Here is a 20,850-nt window from a genome sequence, read left to right as displayed (position 1 = left end):
GCTGACCGGTCGGGGCCGACACGCCGCCCGTGGAGCGCGGCAGTTAGGACGCGTCCGCCCGACGGGTCAAGCGGTGCGTTGACGGCTGGCGCCGGCGCCGCTGGCGCGCCGCGTCGTGCTCACGGCGCGGTCGCGCAGCTCTTCGAGGTGCTTTCGGAACTCGTACTCGCTGGCGTAGTCGATGGTGATCTCGTCCAGGGTCTCGACGGTGATGCGCTCGAAGCCGGTCCCTTGGACGCGGAACGCGGCTTCACGCATCAGCTGTGACAGGGAGCAGATGGAACCCCCGGTGCGACGGTGCAGGTACTGCCAGTGCTCGGTGATGCTGTTCACCGGCTGATCGAGCAAGACCAGATGGTCTTCGAACGTCTTCACCAAGTTCACCCAAGAGGTCGCGGCTGCCTTCGTGTTCACCTGGTAACGCTGGGGGCTGAGGAGGCTGTACCTGCCACTCGTCTGCGTCTTGCGGCTGTTGCCGGGACCTTCGGTGAACAGTTGTCCCGCTTCCAAGTCGACACCGATGGCTACGAACGTGGCGCCGGTGGTGTTCGCCAACGCCTTGAGCATGTTGTTCGCCTCCTGACCGGCCTCCTTTCCGACGTCGAGGAAGTGAAGGTCGTCGATGACGAGAATGCTGGTCCCCGACAAGGACATGGCCTTGGTAACGACATGTTGCAGCAGGGTTGTGGTGGCTTTGTCCGGTTGGTCCAGCTCGTAGTACACGGCGAGCGTCTGCAGCAGCGCTTTGACCGACGCCTTCTCGGGCATCTGCAGGTAGCCGACGGGGACGTACTCGTCCCCGCGCCTGACGAAGTAGTCGGGGTGACGTGTGCGCAGGCTGCGTTCGTAGTCGGCCAGGAGAGCCTTGACCGCTGTGGATTTGCCTATGCGGGTGGGGCCGGACACCACGAGTCCGGTTCTCGCCCCGGGCTGGGCGTGCTGGTTGATGGCCAGGAGTGATCCGAGTTTGGCTGACAGCGCGTCGATCAGTGGCGTGTTGAACACCGCAAGGGAGGAGTGGTACCGGTCCCGGGCACGGTCGTAGGCAGCTGCCCGGTCCAGCGACATCCGGTCGTACGCCTGACGGGTCACCTTGGGTGGGTGGGCAGGTTCGGTCCGGTCCAGGTAGCGGCGCCACGCCGTCTTCGTCCACGGCTCCGCCAGCGGCGGCTCTGCCAACGGGTCGGCCCCGCCGGCAAGGGGGTCGGGCCAGTGAGTCACCAACGAGTCGCGCGCCGCCATCGTGGAGCCGCCCTTCGGGTCAGTCGTTCCGTACGACGCGCAGACTGCGCGCGGCGGCGATGTCGATGTCGAACGATCCGGCCCCGGCGCTGTCGTGGGGCTCCGGTGCCGACGGTTGGGGTCGTTTCGTCCTTCGTCGCCCGGGCGTAGCGCCGTCCAGCTCCTCCTGGTTGGCCAGGCGGACACTGGCCGCTCGGTCGCGGGCAGCGGCACGGGCCCGTTCGGCCAGAATGGACAGTTCCCGGCGGGTGGTCGCCGTCCAGTTCTCTTCCGCGTCCATTGCGTGCTGCAGTTCGGACAGCGCTTGGGCGATGGCCGGTCCGGACTTGTGGTTCAGGCCGTGGTCGCGCATGTACTTGCGCAGGGTGCGGTAGTAGGTGTCGCTGAAGGGTTGGAGGTCATCGGGGGCGTCGATCCACTTCAGGCCGTACCAAGCGTGATGGTCCCATGCGTAGAAGTAGGCGTACGTGAGATCGCGGGGGTCGTAGCGCACAGGCAGGGTCTTTCCTCGGCCACGCCTCTCGCCGTGCTGGGAGCCTCCGCGACGGCCCTTGGCCGTCAGTGGGCGGGCATACGGGCTCGGCTTGCGCGCGTAGTAGCGCAGGATGTCGTCGTCGTGGACGCGGTAGTTCAGGTTCACCCCGTAGGGGTGGATCTTGACCCAACGCACGGGCAGGAGCTGGAAGTACATGTCGTCGGCTATGGGCGCAGCGACCCAGCCACATCTGGTGACGGAGGCGGCGTACGCCTGGTTCGGGGACAGGCGGCGCGAGGGTTGCGCCGGTGCGACCAGGGCACTGTGCGGGGTGCGTTGGTAGATGGCCACGATGTAGTAGGTGAGGAACTCCTCGAGTTCGGCCACGGTCCACCTGGCCTGTTCCTCGGTCAGGTCACCGCGCCGGACCGGGTTCGGGCCGGTGTATCCGGCGACGTGCTGGCTGAACTTGGCGCCGAGGCTGCGGAAGGACGCTTCGACGGCAGCCTTGTCCGTCGGGGTCATGACTCGGGCACTCTGATCGTTGATGCCGAACAGCTCGCAGCCGCGTTCGAATGCGTCTGACACGAAGACGCGGTCGTTGTCGACGAGAACGGTCTCGGGGTAGATGACGGGTTTGGCTGCCGCCCCTCGGAATCGTTCGTCGTGGTCGATGAGTGTGCCGACAGGCAACCCGAGCAGCCGGACTGACAGTTCCTCCTGCCAGTGGGGACGCATCGGTTCGGGACGCAGCATGTCGGCGAGCAGCAGCGCAGCGTCGACGTTCTTGACTGCCTGCGGGCTCAGTCGCGCCGCCCCGATGGTTCGCGTGTTCAGGTCGACCGCCCAAGTCATCTGAACCTTGACGTCGACGTCGTTCACAGGGTCGTAGGCGGTGATGTCGAGCTTGGTGGAGTCCATGAGCACCGCTTGCCCGGGTCGGTCTGCCCGGGCGTGCATGTACGTCTTGGACGGCTTGCGGTCATGAGTGCGCCTGGTTGTGGCGTTGTCGAAGGTGTACCTGCCAGCGACCAAGAACGTGACTTTGGGTCGCAGGGTCGAGTCGGGCGGCAGCGTCAGATCCGGCGCGGAGATTGCCAAGCGCGCCGCCAAGCGGCGTCGGAACCGGGAGTAGGTGCCGGTCGACTGGTGCCGTTCTGCATCGGCTTGGTCGAGGATCGCGTCGACGATGCGGTGGTCCAAACCGGCCAGTGGGTCCGCGACCCGCTTCGAACGGTCGTCGACCAGTCCCCAGAGCCCGTCTGCGCGCCAAGCGGCCAAGTGCCGGAACAATGTCCTGCGGGAAGTCCCGAGCTCACCCATCTTCGCCTGAACGCGACCTTCCAAGTCGGTGACGGCCGGGTCGTACTCGGGCCGGGGTTCTGACCCCACGACCCCGGTCGGGAAGCCGGTCGCCACCTCACGCACGTGTCGTTCGAGGGTCTGAGCGCGTTCGAGCGCCTGCTGAGTCAGACCTTGGAGGGCGGCCGAGTAGTCGATGCGCCTACGGGTGTCGGCCGGGGCCACGTCCTGCGAAGCGGTCACATCGGCGGGGTCGACAACTGCCACCAAGTGCAGGGGTTCGGGCTCGGTGGTCGGGTCGAAAGGCAACCCGAGGTAGCTGCCGGACCTGCCCTCTGACCCTGGGCCGGTATTCCTTCCTCGGGTCTTCTTCTTCAGACGCTTGCGGGCTTGGTCCAGTCGCCTCGTGTCGGCAGGAGCCGAGCCCCCGCACGCAGCAGCAGCCAGGTCGGCATAGAGGGCAGCGGCCAGGACGAGCTTGTAGGCGCCGCAGGTGTCACGTAGCCGGAACGCGATGGACGACTGCTCAGTGACCAGTTCTTCGATGCCCACGACTTGGTGCGCCTCACCGTCGTAGGTGATGGTGTCGCCGACACCGATGCTGGGCAGTTTCGCGTCTGCGGCTGTGCTCATCAGACGCCCATCATGGTGCGGGCGAAGGCGGGGTCTGTGTCGGCGTGGGGCGGGCGATACGGCAGCGGTGAGGCCCACACCCGGGTGCGCTCGCTCAGCGGTGAGTCGAAGTCCATGAGCAGCCGGTGCCACCAGAGCAGGTGGTATGTGGCGGGGCGGACTTGCACGTCCTCACCGAATGGCGCCCACAGATCCCGCAACCGGACCGGTTTGGCCGCTGCGGCCAGGAGCTCGGGGAACAGATCCTGCCCGGTCAGCCATCGCCTGAACCCGGACAGCCATCCGACGGTTCGCATCCTGGTGGAGGGTGGTTCGGCCAGCAGGTAGTACGTCCAGCCCAGACGCTCGGCCGCCGCCGATGCCAGCCGAGCGCGGCGGAGCACATCAGGGTGACGGACCACGGTCGGGTTCTTCACGTCGATCAGTCGGGCGCTTCCACCGCGAACACGCGCCAGGACATCGGGGGTGTGGCTGAACTGCCCGTCCACGTCAGTCCCGGTCAAGATCAGTGGTTGCGTGCGGATGGCGACGACGTCGGGGTCATGGTCCAGTAGCCGCAACCAGCGTGCCTCAAGCCATGACTCGCAAGCCAGGCTCGCGCGGTCGGTGGACGAACAGTAGTTGCTCGTGGTGTGGGTGACCCCTCGATGCTGGGAGATGCTGCGGATCGCCCGCCCGGGCAACAACTCACGAAGGTCACTGCCGGGAGGGCCCGTGTGCTCGGCGCCGGTATGGTCGGCCCACGTGACCGCGGTGGCCCGGACGACGCCCCACCGGGCCGGTGCGGCTCCGACTACGGGCGGCACGTCAACCTCCGCGCATTCGCGCAGGGCCCGACTGGTCCCTTCGCTGACGCCGCCCATGCGATCAGGGCGCCCAGCAGGTCTCTGGGCGCCTTGTCGACGAAGCGCCGGTAGCCCTCCACGCGGGAGGCTCGGTCGATGCTGACCGGCCATGGGGCGAGCGCGGCCGGCGACTCGGTCCACGGTCCGCCTGTGTGCTCGGCCCATACCCAAGCTGCCGCGTGGCGACGACGGGCGGGTGTGAAGTCGAATGTGGGCCGTGACGGCGTCAGCTGTTCACAGGTGGACGGGTCGATGCTGTGCAGATGGGCCAAGTCGCGGGCCCTGGCCCGGTAATCGACACCCTGGTGTCCGAGCTCTGCCAGGACGGCGGCCACTGCCCGCCAGTACCGGTCCGGGGCCACGACGCGGCGGACGACGACGTCGGCAACATGTGCGCTGGCCGCACGGTCCAGGTCCAGGGCGCGCCCGGCGTCCGCCCACGTGCTCGCACCGGCGAGGCGGGCTACCGACAGAGCGGCGAACCGGCGCCCTGTCGTGGTCGCCGTGCCAGGCAGGTGCTCCACGATGTACTCGTTGTACTGCTGATTGGGCACCAATGTGGGGATCCACGCCGCAGGCACGGACCAGCGTGTTACGCGCCCGTCCTCGGCGTGTGCGGGCACGGGCGCGCCCGTCGGGAAGCGGGCAGCGACTGCGACGGCGGAGGACCTCCCGGACCCCGAGAAATCGACGTGGCGGGTCGCTACCACCGGGGCCACTACTCGGCCGAAGTTTGGCCTGCGCAGGTCCAAGGTCAGGCGAGCGACCAGTCCGCGCACCGGCAGAGCTCTCAGCGGGTCGTGCCTTCGACGCACGCTCTCGTCGACGAACGCGCGCACCAACGGGCCTGCCGCCTGCGCGAACGAGTCCCGTGTCGAGGCAGTCATCGCAGCGGACACCAGGTCGAACAAAGCCAGGCACGCTCGCGCGGTCGGTGGCCCGCTGCGGTACCCGGTCGGGAGACTGAGGCCGGGCTCACCGGACCACTGCTCCACGAACTGTGCCAACGGTCCACTCGAGGGGTCTGCGCGGGGACGGGCACGGGGGTCGGTTCCGGCCAAGCACAGTGCGACAGCGGACAGGTCCCGCAGTGTGTCGAACCATTGCGCGCGGGTCAGGGCTGCACCGCCCAGCAGCACCGCTTCGCCCTCCTCATCGCATGCCCGAATCCGCGCTCCCGAGGCGGCGCCTCGTGTCGCTGGTTCGGCAAGGCTGAGGACCAGTTCCTGGAACACCGTCTGGCCGTGCGTCACCGGTTCCGCGGGCACGTCCGCGAGGACCTGGGCGCACGGACCGTCCGGCGTGTGGTTCCCGCAACGGTACGGGTCGTGGATGCGCGCATCCGACAGCGCCCTTGCGCGGGCACGCAGCGGGTACCCGCGGGTGAACGGAATGCCACACGCGGGGCATTGGTCCACAAGTCTCAGGCGATGAATCGGGCAGCAGCCGGCGTGTTGCAGGCGCCACCACAACGGCCACACCGGCGCCGTCGAAAGGCACGCCGGGCACGCCCGCGTCGAGAATGGGAGCATCCACTCACGCCGGGCGACAACGCCCAGGGTGCGTTCGTCGGTCACGTCCAGGCCGGACAGATCCAACGCTGCGCCGTCGTAGGCGCTCAAATGCATCTGCTGGATCTCCGCCGGTGACAGACCGGCGACCGCGGCAGCGACCTCCGCCGAGCTGTGAGGCAGCAACACTCCGAAACAGGCGACCCGCGCGCCGCCGGCACGCCATTGGGGTCGCACCGGCAATCCCAAGCGCCGGGCAACCAGGCCCGGCGGACACAGGGCATGCGAACTAGTGCGTATCAACCACGACCACAGCGCCTCACCCGGTCGTGGCTCCACCACCAGCGTCAACCTGGTCTTGTCCACCACCCCACACCGCCCCCCATCTCAACGGCGACTCGCCGGCGACCTTTCCACCATTGGGTAAAGAGGTCTACACGCAGCGGGGACTGGAAGGCAAGTGGCTGCCCCGCCAGCATGAGATCGTGGCCGTGGGTTGGCACCGGCGCCTGGGTACCCAACCGAGGTCAGGGCGTCGTCACCGCTGTCGACCGGGTGAACCTTCTCCCGCCGGTGGGTCTGGGTGGTCTGCTCCTGGGCGCGGCCGTACGACTGAGCCCACCATCGCGCACCGACGTCGAGCGGCGCTCGCTCCCGAAGAGCCACTGGTCGAAGGTGGAGTGCAGCACCCACCCGTCACTGAGCACGACGTCGACCATCCGGTGCGCCCCAGCATGTCGGATCAGCGCGACCACCGGCTGTCAAGGGGTAGCAGGTCTAGGTACCCCCTTGGGTGGCAAGGTCGCTGTCGTACACGTCGACTGTCAATCCACAACTGACAGCGGCCAATCGGGATAAGACAGCTGCGGGAAGCTCGTAGAGGTTGCCCAGCGGCGCGCCTTCAACTGCAATCACAAGATCGACGCTGACTGTGGGGTCGGCTGCGCGAACGTCGTCAAGACTTGCAAGCGCCGCCTGGAGGCCAGCCACGTGGTCAGCCAGCGATTCACCAGGACCGGAAGATTGCAGAATCCAGGAGGTCACGGAGTGCGCAGGTCCCGCTGGCCGTCTGGAGCTGACGGGAGCACCTCGATCCGTGCAATGGGTGGCGACACCTGCAGCGAGGGCGCTCAGTTCGGAACAGGAGAGGGTCCCCGATCGGATGCGAAGCGCAACAGACCTCAGCACTCGTCAGCCACCTCCCTCGAGGTAATCCCAGAGATTGCCGATCGAGTCGCCGTAGCCACCATCTGGAAGTTGCGGGTAGATCTCGCCAGTGTTCGTATCCACGCTCAGGTCCGGGTTGCGCACAGGACCGTTCCGCGGGAGACCTTGCCTCTTTGCAGCATGGATGGCGTCCTTGACCTGACGAGTCGTGGCATTGAACCTGTCCGCAATCTGCTGCGGACGGGACATCATGTCTCCGCAGCTGTCGTGGACCAAGATAGGCGAAGTGCCGGCGTAGTACGTGTGGATGGTGTCGATCTGCAGGTTGTACGCAGTGAGGTTCTGACGGTGGACGGTGAGCCGCACGATGGTCGCTCGGCTTCCGCCGGCTCCGAGCACGTCATCGCCGACGTGCAGGTCCGCGGCGGTGGTGAACTTCTTGGTGGTGGCGTCCCAGATGGGGTGCCCGTCGGTGGAGTGCAGCACCGACCCGTCACTGAGCGTGACGTCGACCATTCGGTGCGCCCCGGCGGGCCGGATCAGCGCAACCACGCGGCTGCGGCCTGGTCATCCCGGTTTGGGGGCCGACGGGACCCTGAACAGATCGTCGCGGTTGCCGTCGGCGACAAGGTCTTGGCGACCGACCCCTCGGGACCGCGTGTCGGCGGTGAAGATGTTGGCGCACGACTCCGCCGCATCGGTCAACGTCGCACGGCGCCATCCGCGCACCCAGCTAAGAGGTCGGTACGCCGGGCGATCGTGGACTTCCGGGTCGTGTTGCGCTGAGCCGAATAGAGAAACCCGCTTCCGCCAACAGCTCCGCCCAAGCTGAGGCGGTCGACTTTGTTCCCACCCAGAACGCGACATCTCCCGCCGCATCGGACCTGAAAAGAAACATTCGGCGATACCGCAGCACTTCGTTCGTACTCTGGGGCCGCACAGTGCGACGAAACTCGGCGACCTCACCACCAAACAGGAGGCGGGCCATTCGGGCAATCCAAGGAGGGGACAGACTGAACGTCACGCCGTCAGCTGCGTGCACCTCGGCGCGACCGAACGGCCACGACGCGTACACCCCCGCTCCCGAGCGGAACTTCATCATGACCGCCCCGCGTACAAGGACGGGCCCCCGTCCCGGGCTTCCCTGCTGCGCGCCAATCACCGGTCTGGTGTTGTCCACGTGTAGCCACCACCTCCGTGAATCTCCCACGGGGGCAGCCCATCAGGGGGGAGCAGACCTACCCCAGCGTTACCCTGCGCGGTCCAAATCACACTACCGTCCGACGCCTTCGTGATGCCCACATCCCCTCCGCCTACCGCGAACTCGCCGACGCTGAACCCCATGTTTCCACCCCAACCACTGAGGTCCGATGGCCGCCGGGCGTTGCTCACCATCAACCCCACCGTGCCACTGGCGGAGGGCACGCCCATCTCGCCGGCTGCGGTCACAGCCACGAACGGCGTCCAGCCCGACCAGCCGCCGCAGAGAGTTCCCCCAGGGCCAACACCCCCGACGAAGTTGAGGTTCCCGCAAAGGCCAACTGTGCGGACGGACAAGAGCGATGCGTGCTTCGTGGAACCGGACCTAGCCTCGGCCTCAGCCTGGGCGGCCCTGCTCCGAACGAGCTGGGCCCGTTTCGCCGCAGCTACTTGCCTTGCTTGCTCTTCGCGAGCCAACACGTTATCCCCCGCCTCGGCGCGATGCTGCTCCTCCTTCTTGTGAACCTTGTATGTCTGTTCCGTCTGCGCGGCCGCGTACGACTGGTGGTACGTCCCACCGCGCACCGACGTCGAGCCGGCGGTCTCGTTCCCGAAGTGCCACGACCCGCCCACCATCGCGCAGTTCGAGCACCCGTAGTCCCCCGAGCCCTCCGGGCGTCGACCCGACGGGTCCGACAACGTGACCGGGTTGCTGTTCGCGTACCCGTACGCGTTCCACTGCGTCGGGTCCGACAAATCCAGCTCCGGGTCGACCGAGATGAACCGGCCCAGCACCGGGTCGTAGTCCCGCGCCCCCAGATGCGTCAACCCCGTGGTGGCGTCCTTGGGCGCATTAAGGAACCCGCGAGTGTCCGGCCACGTCCCGGCCGCAGTCCCGCGCGCGTTGCCGAACGGGTCGAACCGGCGCGAGGCCGTGACCGTGTTCGTCGTGTCCGACAGCGACATCGTCGCCGTCGAGTGCGGGTCCGTCACCAGGAACGTCAACGCACCCGCGTCGGTCTGCGTCGCGACCGGGCGACCCTCGAACGTGTAGTGATGCGTCACGTGCAACGTCCCACCACTGGTGGTGTACCGCACCTCCGTGGTGTCGTCCGCGAACAGCGTCTTGCCGGCCGGATCCCGCGAGACCAGCAGGTTCCCGTCGGCGTCGTACACCCGTGACGTCGCGCCTGCCGCACCCGTGCTGGAGGCCAGGCGCAGCTCGTCATCCCACGTGTACGTGGCCGCACCTGCTGCCCCGGACTGTGACGTCAGGTCCCCGGACGCGTCGTATCCGTAGGAGGTGGTGGCGGTGCCGGTGGTGCGGCTGGTCAGCGAGTGCGGGCGGACCGCACCCGCGGCCGGGGACGCGTACGTGGTGGTGGTGTCGCCGGTGGAGGCGTGGACCGTCTGCCCGGTCCGGACTGCGGTGGCGTTGTTGTAGGTCCAGTCGGTCCAGTACGGCGCAGGCCCACCGAGCCCGGCCACGGTCGGTGCCGCGGCGCAGTCCGCGGAAGCGGGCGTCCACGCCCGGGTCAGGTGCTGCAGCGGGTCGTAGTTGAAACACTGCGTGTCAACGCTGGTGCTCGGTGCACCAGGGTCGGTGGGTGCGTCGGTGACCTTGGTCAGGTTGCCGAAGTCGTCCTGGGTGTAGCTCGTGTTCGCCAGGTACCCGGTTCCCTTGTCCCGGGTGACCTTCACATTCGTGAGGCGGCGCGTGCCGTCGGCGTACGTGTAGTTGCTGTACACGCTGTTGTTCAGTGGGCCGAGGGTGACCTGCAGTGCTTGCCCGTACGCGGAGCGGGTCGTTCCGGCGACGACAGTTGCGGTCTGGGCGATGAGGGAGCCCGGGGCACCGAGGCCGTCGTAGCCGGGGTTCTGGCTGACAGCCGCAACTCCAGGGATGGTCGGCTGCAGATAGTTCTTGATTTGGCCGTCGAGGTTGTACCGGATGGTCGTCGTGTACGTGCCAGCGAGCCCGGTCTCGGAGGTGGGGATGCTCAGGCTGGTCCCGGTCGGCTGGCCCCAGTTGTTGTACCCGGTCACGGACCGCGTGTACGCATTGCCGCTGGCGTCGTACCGGGTCGAGGACGCGGGCTTGCCCACGCCGGCGGTGGCGGTGTCGTACGTCCACCCGGCGAGCTGGGTGCCCGTGGAGCTCGTCTTGCGTTCGGCGGTCTTGCGGCCCAGGGCGTCGTAGCCGAACCACAGGATGCTGCCGCGAGCGTCCTGCACGGTCTGCACGTGCCCTGCCGCGTCATAGGTGGTGGTCGTGGTGCCGCTGTCGGGGTCGGTGGCGCTGGTCACGCGGCCGAACAGGTCGTAGGAGCGCGACCAGGTGTTCCCGGCCGGGTCCTTCATCGAGGACAGGAGCCCGTCCGCGCGGTGCGTGTACGTGGTGTCCTGGTAGGCGCCGGCGGTGCCGGACGAGGTGGTGTACTGCCGCAGCTTGACCGTGTTGCCACGGGAGTCGACGAACGTGGTCGTCGGTGTCCCGCCGGCCGGTGGTGTGGTGGTCGTGGCGTCGCCGTTGTACGCGGTGGTGGTCGTGACCGTGTGCCACAGGGTGCTGCCCGCGCCGGAGCGGACGGCGGTCTTGGTAAGCCGGCCGGCGGCGTCGTAGGTGTAGTCAGTGCGTGAGGGCACGCTGCCGTCGTTGACGGCGACGAGGCCGGTGCCGGGGGTGCCGGTGGTGTCCTTAACCGGGCCGTAGTCGATCGACTTCAGGCCGCGTTCGTTGTAGATGGTCTGGGTGACCAGGCGGGCACCGGTAAGGGTGTCCGCGGAGGGGGTCTGCACCTCGACCGGGCGCAGCTGCCCGTCGTAGTAAGTGGCGGAGGTGGTGTAGCTGCCGCTGTTCTGCAGCACGGATGCCTTGACCACCGACGGTGTCGTCGGCGTGCCGAACGTGTACGTGAAGGTGCGGCTGGCGGTGGACGTCGTGGCGCGGCCGGGCAGCCAGATTCCGGTGAGCTCACCGAGCGCGTCGTACGCGTTCGTGGTCACGTTGCCGTTGTTGTCCGTGCTGGTCAGAACCAGGCCGCGGGCAGGTTGCAGCGTCGTCTTGACTGTGTGGGTGGCGGCATCCGTCACGGTCTGCCCTGTGACCGGTCCACCCGTGGCGGGGGTGAACGCGGTCGTGGACTTGTTCCCGAGCCCGTCAGCCGTGCTGGTGGTACGCCCGAGGGCGTCGTAGGTGACGGTCGACGTGGTCTGGTACACGCCGGTGTTGGTCGTGGTGTCCCACCGCGTCATAGCCTGGTGCGTGGTGGCGTCGCCCTTGGTCAGGGTCGGTGTCGCCGACCACGTGGTGGCGCCGTCGTAGAGGGTCCGGTCGGCGGACACGATGTCGGTGGCCCGGTTCGGGGTGGTGGCGCACGGGACGGACACGGTCTCGCGGGACGTTTCCGCGACGTGGATCCAGTGGGCGGTGTCGTTGGCGTAGGTGGTGCGCGTGCACGTGGTGCCGGCCTCAGCGGTGGCTGATTCTTCCTGGGTGGGCTGCCCGTACGCGTCGTACGTGGTGGAGTCGTTCGTCTCCAGGTACGTGGCGTCGGCGCGGTAGCTGCGGGTGGACGCCGCGGACAGCACGCGCAGCCGCGCCTGCCGGGTGCCGTCGTCCGCGGTGACGGCACCGAGCAGCGGCGTGTTCAGGGTCTCGCTCAGGGTGGCACCCACGGTGGAGGAGGTGACGTTGCCGCTGGAGTCGAGCGTGGGGGTGCCGGACGCGTACTGGCGGCTCTCGCGGGTGAACCCGTTGTCCTGGTCGGCGTCGCTGATGGTGCCGCCGCGGGAGTCGGTGACGCTGACTGACTTGAACGTGGTGCACGCCGTGGTGAGGCAGTCGTGGTCCATGCCGCGCATGAACGTGTCCTCCGACGCCGACCACGGGCCGGGGCTGGCCCCAACGAAGGTCCGTACGGAGCCGTATCCGCGCCACTGCCCCCAGGTGCGCAGCTTCTGAGGGGTGAGGTCGTCGCGGTCGAAGTGCCACGCCGGCGCACCGACGTACTGGTACGACGTGGTCACACTCGGCTGGCTGGCCACGGCGTCGGTGGTGACGACCCGGCTGACCAGGTACTTGTTGAACCAGTTCAACGTCGGCGTGACCTGGTTCGGAACCAGGTACTGCGCCGGGAAGCAGCGCCGGGTGTTGTTGGCAGGGTCCGTCGGCTTGTCGGTCGCGGTGCAGTCCTGGCCGGTGAACCCGACCGTGGTGGTGCCGCCCTGTCCGTTGTCGATCCAGGAGATTCGGTACCGGTAGATGGCTGGGGCACCGTCGCCGACCGCGTCGACCCGGTTCGGGGTCGGAGTGCTGCTCGGGACGAACGTGACGGTCGGCGTCGCCAGGGTCGCCCCGACCTTGCCCGTGCGGGCCATGGTGGACGTCCACAGCAGCTTGCTGGTGCCGTCGCCGGGGTCGAGGAACTTCTGCGTGAACGCCCACGAGTCCACGTCGGTGTATGTGGTTCCGGACACGATCTGGGTGGTGACCCCGGTCAGGCGGATGCGGGTGAAGAACGCGGGTGCCTGCACGTTGACGCACCCGCCGGTGGTCGGTGCGGTGACGGTGCCCGTCGCGGCCGTGCAGATCTGGTCGAACGGCACGTCCGGCCAATGCGAGGCCGTGCTCGCGGTCAGGTTGGACGCGGCGCAGTTGGTGAACGTGGAGTCGGTGATGCACCGTTCGGCCGTGCTGAACAGGACCTTCCCGACCGGGAGGGCTGTGGGGGCGTCGGTGCGCTGCCCGTAGTCCATCTCGGTCAGGTAGCCGCCGCGGGTGTACGTGACAACGGTGTGGTTGTTGTTCTCGCCGTAGTTGTTGGTCTCCGTGGCGTACTTGAACGAGACCGCGTTGCCGTGGATGTCGACGATGGAGTCCAGGTTCCACCGCCAGACAGCGTTCGGGCACACAGAACCGGCGTAGTTGCCCGCGACGTAGCACGGCTCCCCGGACTGGTTGCCGAACACCGGCGCGGCCCAGGCGCTGTTGGTGGCACCGGTTCCCACGGCGGGGGTGCCCTTGCCGAACGTGTAGACGGTCCCGTCCTGGGTGGTCATCGTCCAGTACTCACCCGCGGCGCCCAGGGTGCCGTAGTGGGCGAACCTGGTCCCGTCGTCCTCGTAGAGCTTCCACGTGGCGGACGTCTTGTCCTTGACCAAGGGCCCGGAGTGCCCGGCGATGGAGATGGTGGCGTTGTCGGACTTCCAGCAGTTGTCGCTGGTGGACACCGTGTTGTTGCCGCCGGTCATGTCCTGCGAGCACGGCACGTACCGTCGCTCGATGTACCCGGAGGGGTCCAGGTCGAACCCGTCGCCAAGCCAGGACGGCTGGTTGTTGCTGGCCGACACGCGTCCATCGACCGAGCCGGAGTCATAGCCGACCGTGACCGGCGGTGCCAGGTCGCCGGGGACCGGAGGCAACGCCAGCTGCTGGTTCCAGGAGAAGGAACCCGACTGTCCACCACCGCTCCAGGAGGACGCGGCGGCCAAGGGCGTAGCAGCGTAGCTTCCGGCAGGACCGGAGCTGCTTGTGGCAGTGGCGACCACCATGGGCTGCATCGTCTGCGTGGTGGTGGTGCTGGGGGTGGCCGGCAGCGTGGTCGTGAGGTGACCGTGTCCGTCGTTCTTCGTGGCCAGGTGCTTGGTGCCGGTGCAGCCGGTGATGCTGGTGGAGGTGACGCGGCATCCGGTGAGCTGGACGAGGCTGGTTCTGGTGAGCCAGTCGCCGCCGGTGTTCGAGGCAGCCGCGGCGGCGTCAAGGTCCAGTTGGATGGGCGTCTGCAGAGCACCGGAGAGCGACACGACGATGCTGTCGGCGCCGCGACCCAGGGCGTTCCCCGCGGGGCGGGGCCACAGGCGGACGGTGGTCGCCGTCGAGCTGGTGGTCGCGTTCGCAGCGCGTAGCGTCAGCGGGAGCTGGCCTGCGCGCCGGCGGGTCGTGTCGACCGTGAGCGTCGCTTGGCCCGGACTCGGCCACGCCTTGGCCACTGTGGTGCCGGTCGGCCACACCGGCTTGCGCGCTGGACGGGCCGTGACGGGGGTGACTTTGCCGGCACGGTCCTTGGTCACCGCTGGGGCGTGCACGGGGGTTGTGGCCGCGTTTGCCGCCCCTGGGGAGACGGCCAACGCAGTGGTTGCCACCAGAGCGGCGCTGGCCAAGGTCACCAGTGCGCCTGCACGAGGGAATCGCTTCAGCACAGCGGTGCTCCTTGGGTGGGGTAGTCAGTCATCCACTGGTCCAGGGTGTTTGCAGCGAGCCCGTTGTCGGCCGTGAACGCGGCCCGGAAGGTGCGCACCTCGTCCACCTGCCCCAACCACTGCCCGGTCAGGGCTCCGGCAGAGGTCTTGGCAGCGCCAACACGCTGAACCCCGGTGAGCTGGACCGGGGTGACCTTGGAGGGGTCCCACGAGGTGGAGATCCCGCCCGTGGGGCTGTTCACGCCGAAGTCGTCCGCGACGTACACGAACAGTTGAATGAGCCCGGTCTCGTAGTCGACGCTCGCCGCCACCTCGTACCAGTAATCGGTGCTGAGTTCGTTGGTGTCGAACACCTGTGTGGGGGCCGTGCTGCCGGTGTTGCTCAGCTGCGCCATCAACCGCGGAGTCTGGGTGCTGTCGAGCCCGATACCCACGGTCAGAGCCGAGCCGGAGGGTCCGTCGACGCTGAAGAAGGTCCGGTTCACGAACGAGGACGCACTCAACGCCGCAGGGTCGATGTGGACCCACGCGGTAGCCGTGGCCGCCGGGTTCTGCTGCGCGTCCTGGGCGGACAACGGCGATGCGGTAGCAGTGGCGGCGCTGCCTGAGGTCAGGCTCAGGCCGTTGCCGTATCGGCTTGCCGCCGACACGACGCCCGCACCCCAAGACATGGCCGAGGCGATTGGACCAAACCCGGTGGGCTTGCAGCTGGTGTCGTAGGACGAAGGCGACGTGGTCTCGTCGAGGGCCCAGCGTGCCGGTGTCGACCCTGTGGTGACGAAGTCGAAGTCGAGCGGTGCCGACTGGTTACCCGCTTGGTCGTACGCCCACACCCGCACGGTGGTGGGACCGGCCGACTTCAGCGTGATGGACTTCGTGACCACGGCGCCGGCAGTGGCTGTCGCCGGGAGGTACTCCGGTCCGGGAGCGTCGGAGTTGACCGACCAGCGGTAACGGAAGGTGTCGGTCGTGACCGAACCGCCGGGCTTAAAGGTGAACGTCAAGGCGGTACCGGCGGCGATGTTGCTGACGGGCCCTGTCGAGGATGGGGCCGTGTCAACGCCGTTGATGTTGGCTGTGACATTCGGCGGGTTCGGGGCACTCGTGTCGATCTTCAGATAGCAGTATGTGGACGCGCTCGGCGCGATGGGCGATGTCTGCCCTGAGGGGTCGGTGGAGTACGCCTGCCACCGGTACACCAGCCCGTAGGTAGCCGTGTTCATCCCGCCCCAGATGGCGGTTTGGATCGTCCCTTGCGCCTGGGGACCGATGTTGCGTGTCGAGATCAATGTCCCCGTCGCCACTGACCAGTACTTGAACGTGGCCGTGAGCTGGTCGCCGGTGTCGGGGTCGGTGAAGTTGCCGCGCGCGTAGAACGAACTCGAGTTGATGGGCACCGGCGTCGTCGACGTACCGCATCCGACTGCGGCACCGGCGGTGGTGACGAGGTTCAACGACGTGGGGGTATTCGGGAAGTGGTCGTAGGTGACGGTGAGCTTGCCGTCGGCCTTGAACCGCTTCCAGGCCAAGTCGTCGGTCTCACTGGCGGCACGGAGACCGAAAGTGGCGCTGGACAGTTTGGACGAGGCGATCGTGGAGACGGCCGACAGCGCGTTGAACTCCACCGCATAGTCCGTGGGGGTGATGGTCGTGCCGCTGGTGGCGCATGAGGGGTTTCCGTGCGCCACCGTCGCCGAAGTCACCTTTGTGGTCCACCCAGGCATCGTGTTCCACGACGTGGTCGAAGCCAGGTTCCCGGTTCGCCACAGGTCGATCTCACGGGCCACGCACCCCGACGACCAGGTCTCGGTGGCAGAGAACTGAGCGCTGATGATGTGCGTGCCCGCCAGCGCCGAGGTGGCGAAGGCGTAGTACAACCTCTTCGTCATCACAGGCGACTGGAAGTCCGAGTAACCCACACCCTCATCGGTCGTGGACCACTTGTAGTACGTGGTGGTGGGATACGCGGAGTTCACCATCCCCCATGAGGAAGCGGTGGACGGCGACAGGCTCGGGTCGATCACCACCGGGTACTGGGTCGTGCTGTCGTCGAGCAGGGAGGTATCCGGTGTCAAGGTCACAGACGTGGTGGTCAGCTGAACCCCGACGGTGCCGCGGTGCGACTGCTGCGGGTGGGCGCGCACCGCATCCGCCGCCGCCGCACCTTCGGCCAACGTGCCGGTGATGGGCTGCTCTGCGGCGAGCTGGGACTTCTCCGACGCGTTGAGCGCGGCGGTGTCCCACATCGTCGCGCTGCCGTTGCGGAACACCAGCGCGCCGGCAGCATCACGCAGGTCGAACCCACCGACACCGTTCGAAGTCAACGCTCCCCCGGCGACCGATGTGCCCAGAGTCAGCGAACGCACCACCGCAGAGTGGGACGCGGCCGCAGTCTTGACGACCAGGACCTCGGACACGCCGTCCGCCGTCGCCGTGACACGCAGGTCGACCCCGGGCGCAACGTCTGCATAGGTGGCGACGTTGCCGTCCACAGACGGCGTGGGCAGCGAGGCGGGCCAAGACAACGCCATGGTGGTGGAATGAGAACGCAGCGTCACCAATGGCGTCGCTCCACCTCCTGAGATCGCCACGTCCTCGAGGGTCGCGGCGGGGCGCAGAAGCCCGTCCGGACCCGTCACCAGGGTCGTGTCGATCGGTAGCCACTTCCCAGCCTTGTTGACCCGCACCGGGGAGGCTGAGATCTCCGCGGTCCGGGTGCCGTCCGGGTTCTCCCACACTTGTTGCACCGGCGTGGTCAGGCTGTCCACCAGGGTCGGACCCGAGCTCGTCGTACTGCCAGGTGCAGCGGCCGCTACTGGCAACCCCTGCACGGACACGGCGGACGCCAGCGCGACCACCACACAGAGCGTCGACACCCTCGAGCGCGCACGACGAATCACAGCAACCCCTCCTGCCAAGCAAAACCCCCGACCCCGATTACGGCCGCGCTCGAACTGTGTCGGGAGCCCGGCAGAACAAGAGGCGGCTTGACCAACTCTTGAACGAACTCCGGCCGTATGTCACAGGCAAGCCATGACGGATGTCATGCCTGGTCGCGACGCGAAACCCGCGTCATACCGCGACGACCGGAATCGCGCCATGTCCGACGACGACGTCATCCCCCCCGCTCCGCCGCGGGCATCACCTCGCCGGGCGTGGCCCATGGGGGGCCAACTACACGTCGAGCCCGTTCGATGGGTTGCGGCGACGGCGGCCGGTGAGCAGACCCTGGAGCCGCTCGGTGAGCAGCTGCGCCCCGGCGGCCACGTCCGCGGCAAGCCCCGGAGTGGCCAACGTCATACCGACCACGGCAAGCACCATGAGGCTGACGTAGTCGACTGTGGGCATGTCCGTCCCGGTCGGTCGACCCGTAGCCCTGAAGGACTCGATCACCGACAAAGCCGATGCGGCGCCCAGCGCCCACCGCTCGACCCGTCGTCGAACGAACACGGGGCCACTGGCGGCAGCGACGATGGCACGCACAACGACCCCGATGGCGAGCCACACGACCGCGTACGTAGCAACAGGCCGAAGGTCAACGGCCGCAACGAACGCCACCGGAACCCCCAGAAGCAGCGTCGCGTAACGCGCCAACTTCGATCGCCTCGGCACCAGACGCCACCCCACCACCGGCGGCCTGCTCTGCGGCAGGGGGATGACCTCCACCCGAGGTTGGCGCATCGAACCCGTGAGCACCCACAGAGAGCACCACCCAGCAGTCACCTGGCGCCACCGGCCGGCGAGCGGCTCCACACTGGGGTTCAACCGCCAGCGACCGGTCTGGCCGGGTTCCAACCGCATGGGCAGCCCAAGGTGGGCAGTGAGGTCGAGGCCACGCGCACCGCCCTTGCGGCCGCCGAGCACGATGTGCTCGAGGGACTCCGCTGTCCGGCCTGCATTGAAGACGCGGATCGTCAGCTCTTCCCGGTAGGCCAGGCAATGGATGCGCAACGTCGGACCGGCAAGTCGCCACGACAGCACAGACCAAGCAAGCGTCGTCATCGCGATGACGGCTGACGCGGCTGCGATGCCCCGGGCTACGGAATCCTGCATGCGCGTAGCATGCCCGCTCCCCCTGACACCCTGCAGGCCGCTCCCCGGGCACACTCAGACCAGACGGAACCCTTCTCGGAGGGACTTCGTGGTTGATTCCTTCCGCCATGCTGGGCCGTCACGACAGCACCTGGCGGGTCCTGCACTCGCTTTCGCTGCTCGACCCGACCACGCTCGCCCGGCCATGTAAGCAGCAGTACGAAGTCCACGTCACCCAGGTACCAGGACGATGGCGCCGCCGGTCGCTCGTGCTACACGTCCACATCGCGGCCTTGGTCAACCGGCCGGTACGTGCGTTCGCCCTCCCGGTTGCTCATGCCCAGACGACAGCAACCTGCAGGCCCGACGTTCGGCCCGGAGCAGACAGAGCGCCCCCACCGTGCAGGGGTTCACGGTGGGGGCGCAGGAGCCGCAACCGTGCCAGTGAGGGGCATGACACGTTTGCGGTGGCGCCCAGAGTATGCACGCTCTCCCGGGCCATGGGTGGCGGCTGTGCACTACGAGCCCTTCACCCCAAAGGATGAGGCGAGCCCGGTACGCGCCGAGAACCATCAGGGCGGTGGGGACAGCTCCCGGATGGTCCAGGGGTCAGCGGGAGCGATCGCCGCACCGGCGAACCGACGGTGGCGGGCGGTGCTGGATTCCGAGACGAGGGTTCGGCCTGCGCGTTCCCGGTGCGGGCCGGCTTCCCGTCCCGCGCTTCTCTTGACGTCAAGGAAGTTCGCTCCGCGTGTGGCGGTGCGGCTACCAGCAGCTGCCGAAGGGCAGTCGCTCTCCTGGTAGCTCAGCCAGCATGCGCAGAACGAGGGCACGGTCCGCACCGTCGATCGCTGCGGCCTTTCGCTCGTGCGGGTCGAGGTCGCCTAGGAAGGCGAATCCTGCGGCGAGGTCGGCCGCGAGGTCGTCCAGGTCGGGAGCGGGGACCGTCAGCTCGCCGACGTCCTCGCGGTCGAAGTCCTTGGCGGGCCGGATACGCAACCACGTGTCGGGTTCGCACGAGTGAGCCTTGTGGGTTGGTTTCCAGTGCTCACCGCTTTTCGAGTTCAGCCCAAACGCGTCGACCCAGATTGGCGGCTGCTCAGCCGAGGGGTGCCAGGCGGGCGCAGGGGCGGGTTGCTGCTTCGCGGCAGGGTGCGTCGGTGGCGTTGGCTGCGGACCGGGCGCGGCGGTCGGCTGCGGCTCGGGTTCGGTGGGAGGCGCGCGTACGGGAGCTGGGGTTCGATTCGCTCGGGGGGTACTTGGATGCGATGCGTGCGCAGGGGGCGTCGGCGCACCGGGTACGTCGTGAGCTGGGGTGCGGTGGTTCGGTTGCGGCGCGCCTGTTGGCTGGTGTGTGACGGACGGGCTGAGGTGTGACTGGGGGCTCGTGGTGGCCGGTGTTGTGACGCTGCTGCGCGACGTGGCGCGATTTGGCCAGTGCCACGTCGTGGCGGTGCGCCACCATGACGTGTGTGACCGCCGTGAAGATGTACCCCTTTGACCCTGATATCGGCAGCCCGGTGTTCAACGAGTACACGGATCCGGCTATGGCCGACCGAGTGGTGCACTTCGTGGGCCGGCGCCGCGGCAACACGTTGTTGCCGGCGAACGTTCGCCATCTGAGTGCGCAGGAGCGGCTGACGAACATCCTCACAACCGGGGGGTTGCACGGGTACCCGGTGTACCGGTCGGATGACGTTGCGGTCACGTGTGCGTCTGACCTGTGCTCGGCGGAACTGGAGACCGCGTTCGCGAAAGGCTTGAACAGTCGCGGGCCCTTGGAGCCGTGGGCGCTCGTGCTGGACCGACCTACCGCGTGGACGTACGGGTTTCGCCCTGTCGTGTACGCGGACGCCGCGGTGTTCGACGCTCACAAGGTCGCGCTCAACGCCATTCACGGCCCCGGCGGCAGTGCCCTGGCGGTGCGGACCGAGCTGGGGCGGGACGACTGGACGGCTGAACGTGAGTGGCGCAAGTTCTTCCCGCCGGGGGCGCCGCCGTTGGCGTTGGATTTGCGTGGAACAGACGTCATTGCTGCGGTCATCGTTGGGCAGACGGGGTGGGCGCCTGCGCTGCCGTGGACGTCGACGTCATTCCCGCCGATGAGGTGGCTGTGGGACGCCGCGCAGCGGCGCCTGGTGCACGACGGGCGCATACCGTTTCGGCCGTGAGCTCGGCCCGGGCAGCCCGGGCTGTGACGGCTCAGCCGCCTGTGACGGGTGGTGCACCACCGGCCTTCAGG

At 67.9% G+C, this 20,850-nt stretch carries 10 protein-coding genes; 1 reads left to right on the top strand and 9 read right to left on the bottom strand.

Annotation, left to right across the window (positions count from 1 at the left end; translation table 11 throughout):
• Positions 1-66: 66 nt before the first annotated feature.
• The 9 genes from RKE38_RS10500 to RKE38_RS10460 all read right to left on the bottom strand — a co-directional run bounded on the left by RKE38_RS10500 (position 67) and on the right by RKE38_RS10460 (position 19,607).
• Positions 67-1,242, bottom strand: a complete 1,176-nt coding sequence (locus RKE38_RS10500) for a TniB family NTP-binding protein (RefSeq protein WP_316007369.1) — start codon at positions 1,240-1,242, stop codon at positions 67-69.
• A 19-nt stretch (positions 1,243-1,261) separates the two neighbouring features.
• Positions 1,262-3,652, bottom strand: coding sequence for a hypothetical protein (locus tag RKE38_RS10495; RefSeq protein WP_316007368.1), 2,391 nt, complete (start codon positions 3,650-3,652; stop codon positions 1,262-1,264).
• The gene (locus tag RKE38_RS10490; protein ID WP_316007367.1) at positions 3,652-4,515 is read right to left on the bottom strand and encodes a TnsA-like heteromeric transposase endonuclease subunit; all 864 of its coding nucleotides are present in this window, start codon (positions 4,513-4,515) and stop codon (positions 3,652-3,654) included. The genes RKE38_RS10495 and RKE38_RS10490 overlap by 1 nt, the downstream gene beginning before the upstream one ends.
• Entirely contained in the window at positions 4,446-6,377 is a 1,932-nt protein-coding gene (locus RKE38_RS10485; RefSeq protein WP_316007366.1) for a TniQ family protein, read from the bottom strand. The genes RKE38_RS10490 and RKE38_RS10485 overlap by 70 nt, the downstream gene beginning before the upstream one ends.
• 822 nt (positions 6,378-7,199) lie before the next feature.
• Positions 7,200-7,727 (bottom strand): polymorphic toxin-type HINT domain-containing protein, encoded by a 528-nt coding sequence (locus RKE38_RS10480; protein WP_316007365.1) that lies wholly within the window; start codon positions 7,725-7,727, stop codon positions 7,200-7,202.
• A 606-nt stretch (positions 7,728-8,333) separates the two neighbouring features.
• Positions 8,334-14,447, bottom strand: coding sequence for an RHS repeat-associated core domain-containing protein (locus RKE38_RS10475; protein WP_316007364.1), 6,114 nt, complete (start codon positions 14,445-14,447; stop codon positions 8,334-8,336).
• A gap of 122 nt (positions 14,448-14,569) precedes the next feature.
• Positions 14,570-17,344 (bottom strand): hypothetical protein, encoded by a 2,775-nt coding sequence (locus RKE38_RS10470; protein WP_316007363.1) that lies wholly within the window; start codon positions 17,342-17,344, stop codon positions 14,570-14,572.
• A 406-nt stretch (positions 17,345-17,750) separates the two neighbouring features.
• Complete coding sequence (locus RKE38_RS10465) at positions 17,751-18,629, bottom strand: hypothetical protein (RefSeq protein WP_316007362.1); 879 nt, start codon at positions 18,627-18,629, stop codon at positions 17,751-17,753.
• 744 nt (positions 18,630-19,373) lie between these two features.
• Positions 19,374-19,607: a hypothetical protein gene (locus tag RKE38_RS10460; protein WP_316007361.1), complete on the bottom strand. Its 234-nt coding sequence runs from the start codon at positions 19,605-19,607 to the stop codon at positions 19,374-19,376.
• 473 nt (positions 19,608-20,080) lie between these two features.
• Between RKE38_RS10460 and RKE38_RS10455 the strand changes: the two genes are divergently transcribed.
• Positions 20,081-20,779 (top strand): hypothetical protein, encoded by a 699-nt coding sequence (locus RKE38_RS10455; protein WP_316007360.1) that lies wholly within the window; start codon positions 20,081-20,083, stop codon positions 20,777-20,779.
• Positions 20,780-20,850 lie beyond the last annotated feature (71 nt).

This window comes from Phycicoccus sp. M110.8 (assembly GCF_032464895.1).
Lineage (GTDB): Bacteria > Actinomycetota > Actinomycetes > Actinomycetales > Dermatophilaceae > Pedococcus.
This window is presented reverse-complemented; position numbering and strand designations above follow the sequence as displayed.

Coding starts and splice junctions, on each gene's coding strand:
- RKE38_RS10500 (WP_316007369.1), bottom strand. CDS start 1,242: ATGGCGGCGCGCGACTCGTTGGTGACTCACTGGCCCGACCCCCTTGCC.
- RKE38_RS10490 (WP_316007367.1), bottom strand. CDS start 4,515: ATGGGCGGCGTCAGCGAAGGGACCAGTCGGGCCCTGCGCGAATGCGCG.
- RKE38_RS10495 (WP_316007368.1), bottom strand. CDS start 3,652: ATGAGCACAGCCGCAGACGCGAAACTGCCCAGCATCGGTGTCGGCGAC.
- RKE38_RS10465 (WP_316007362.1), bottom strand. CDS start 18,629: ATGCAGGATTCCGTAGCCCGGGGCATCGCAGCCGCGTCAGCCGTCATC.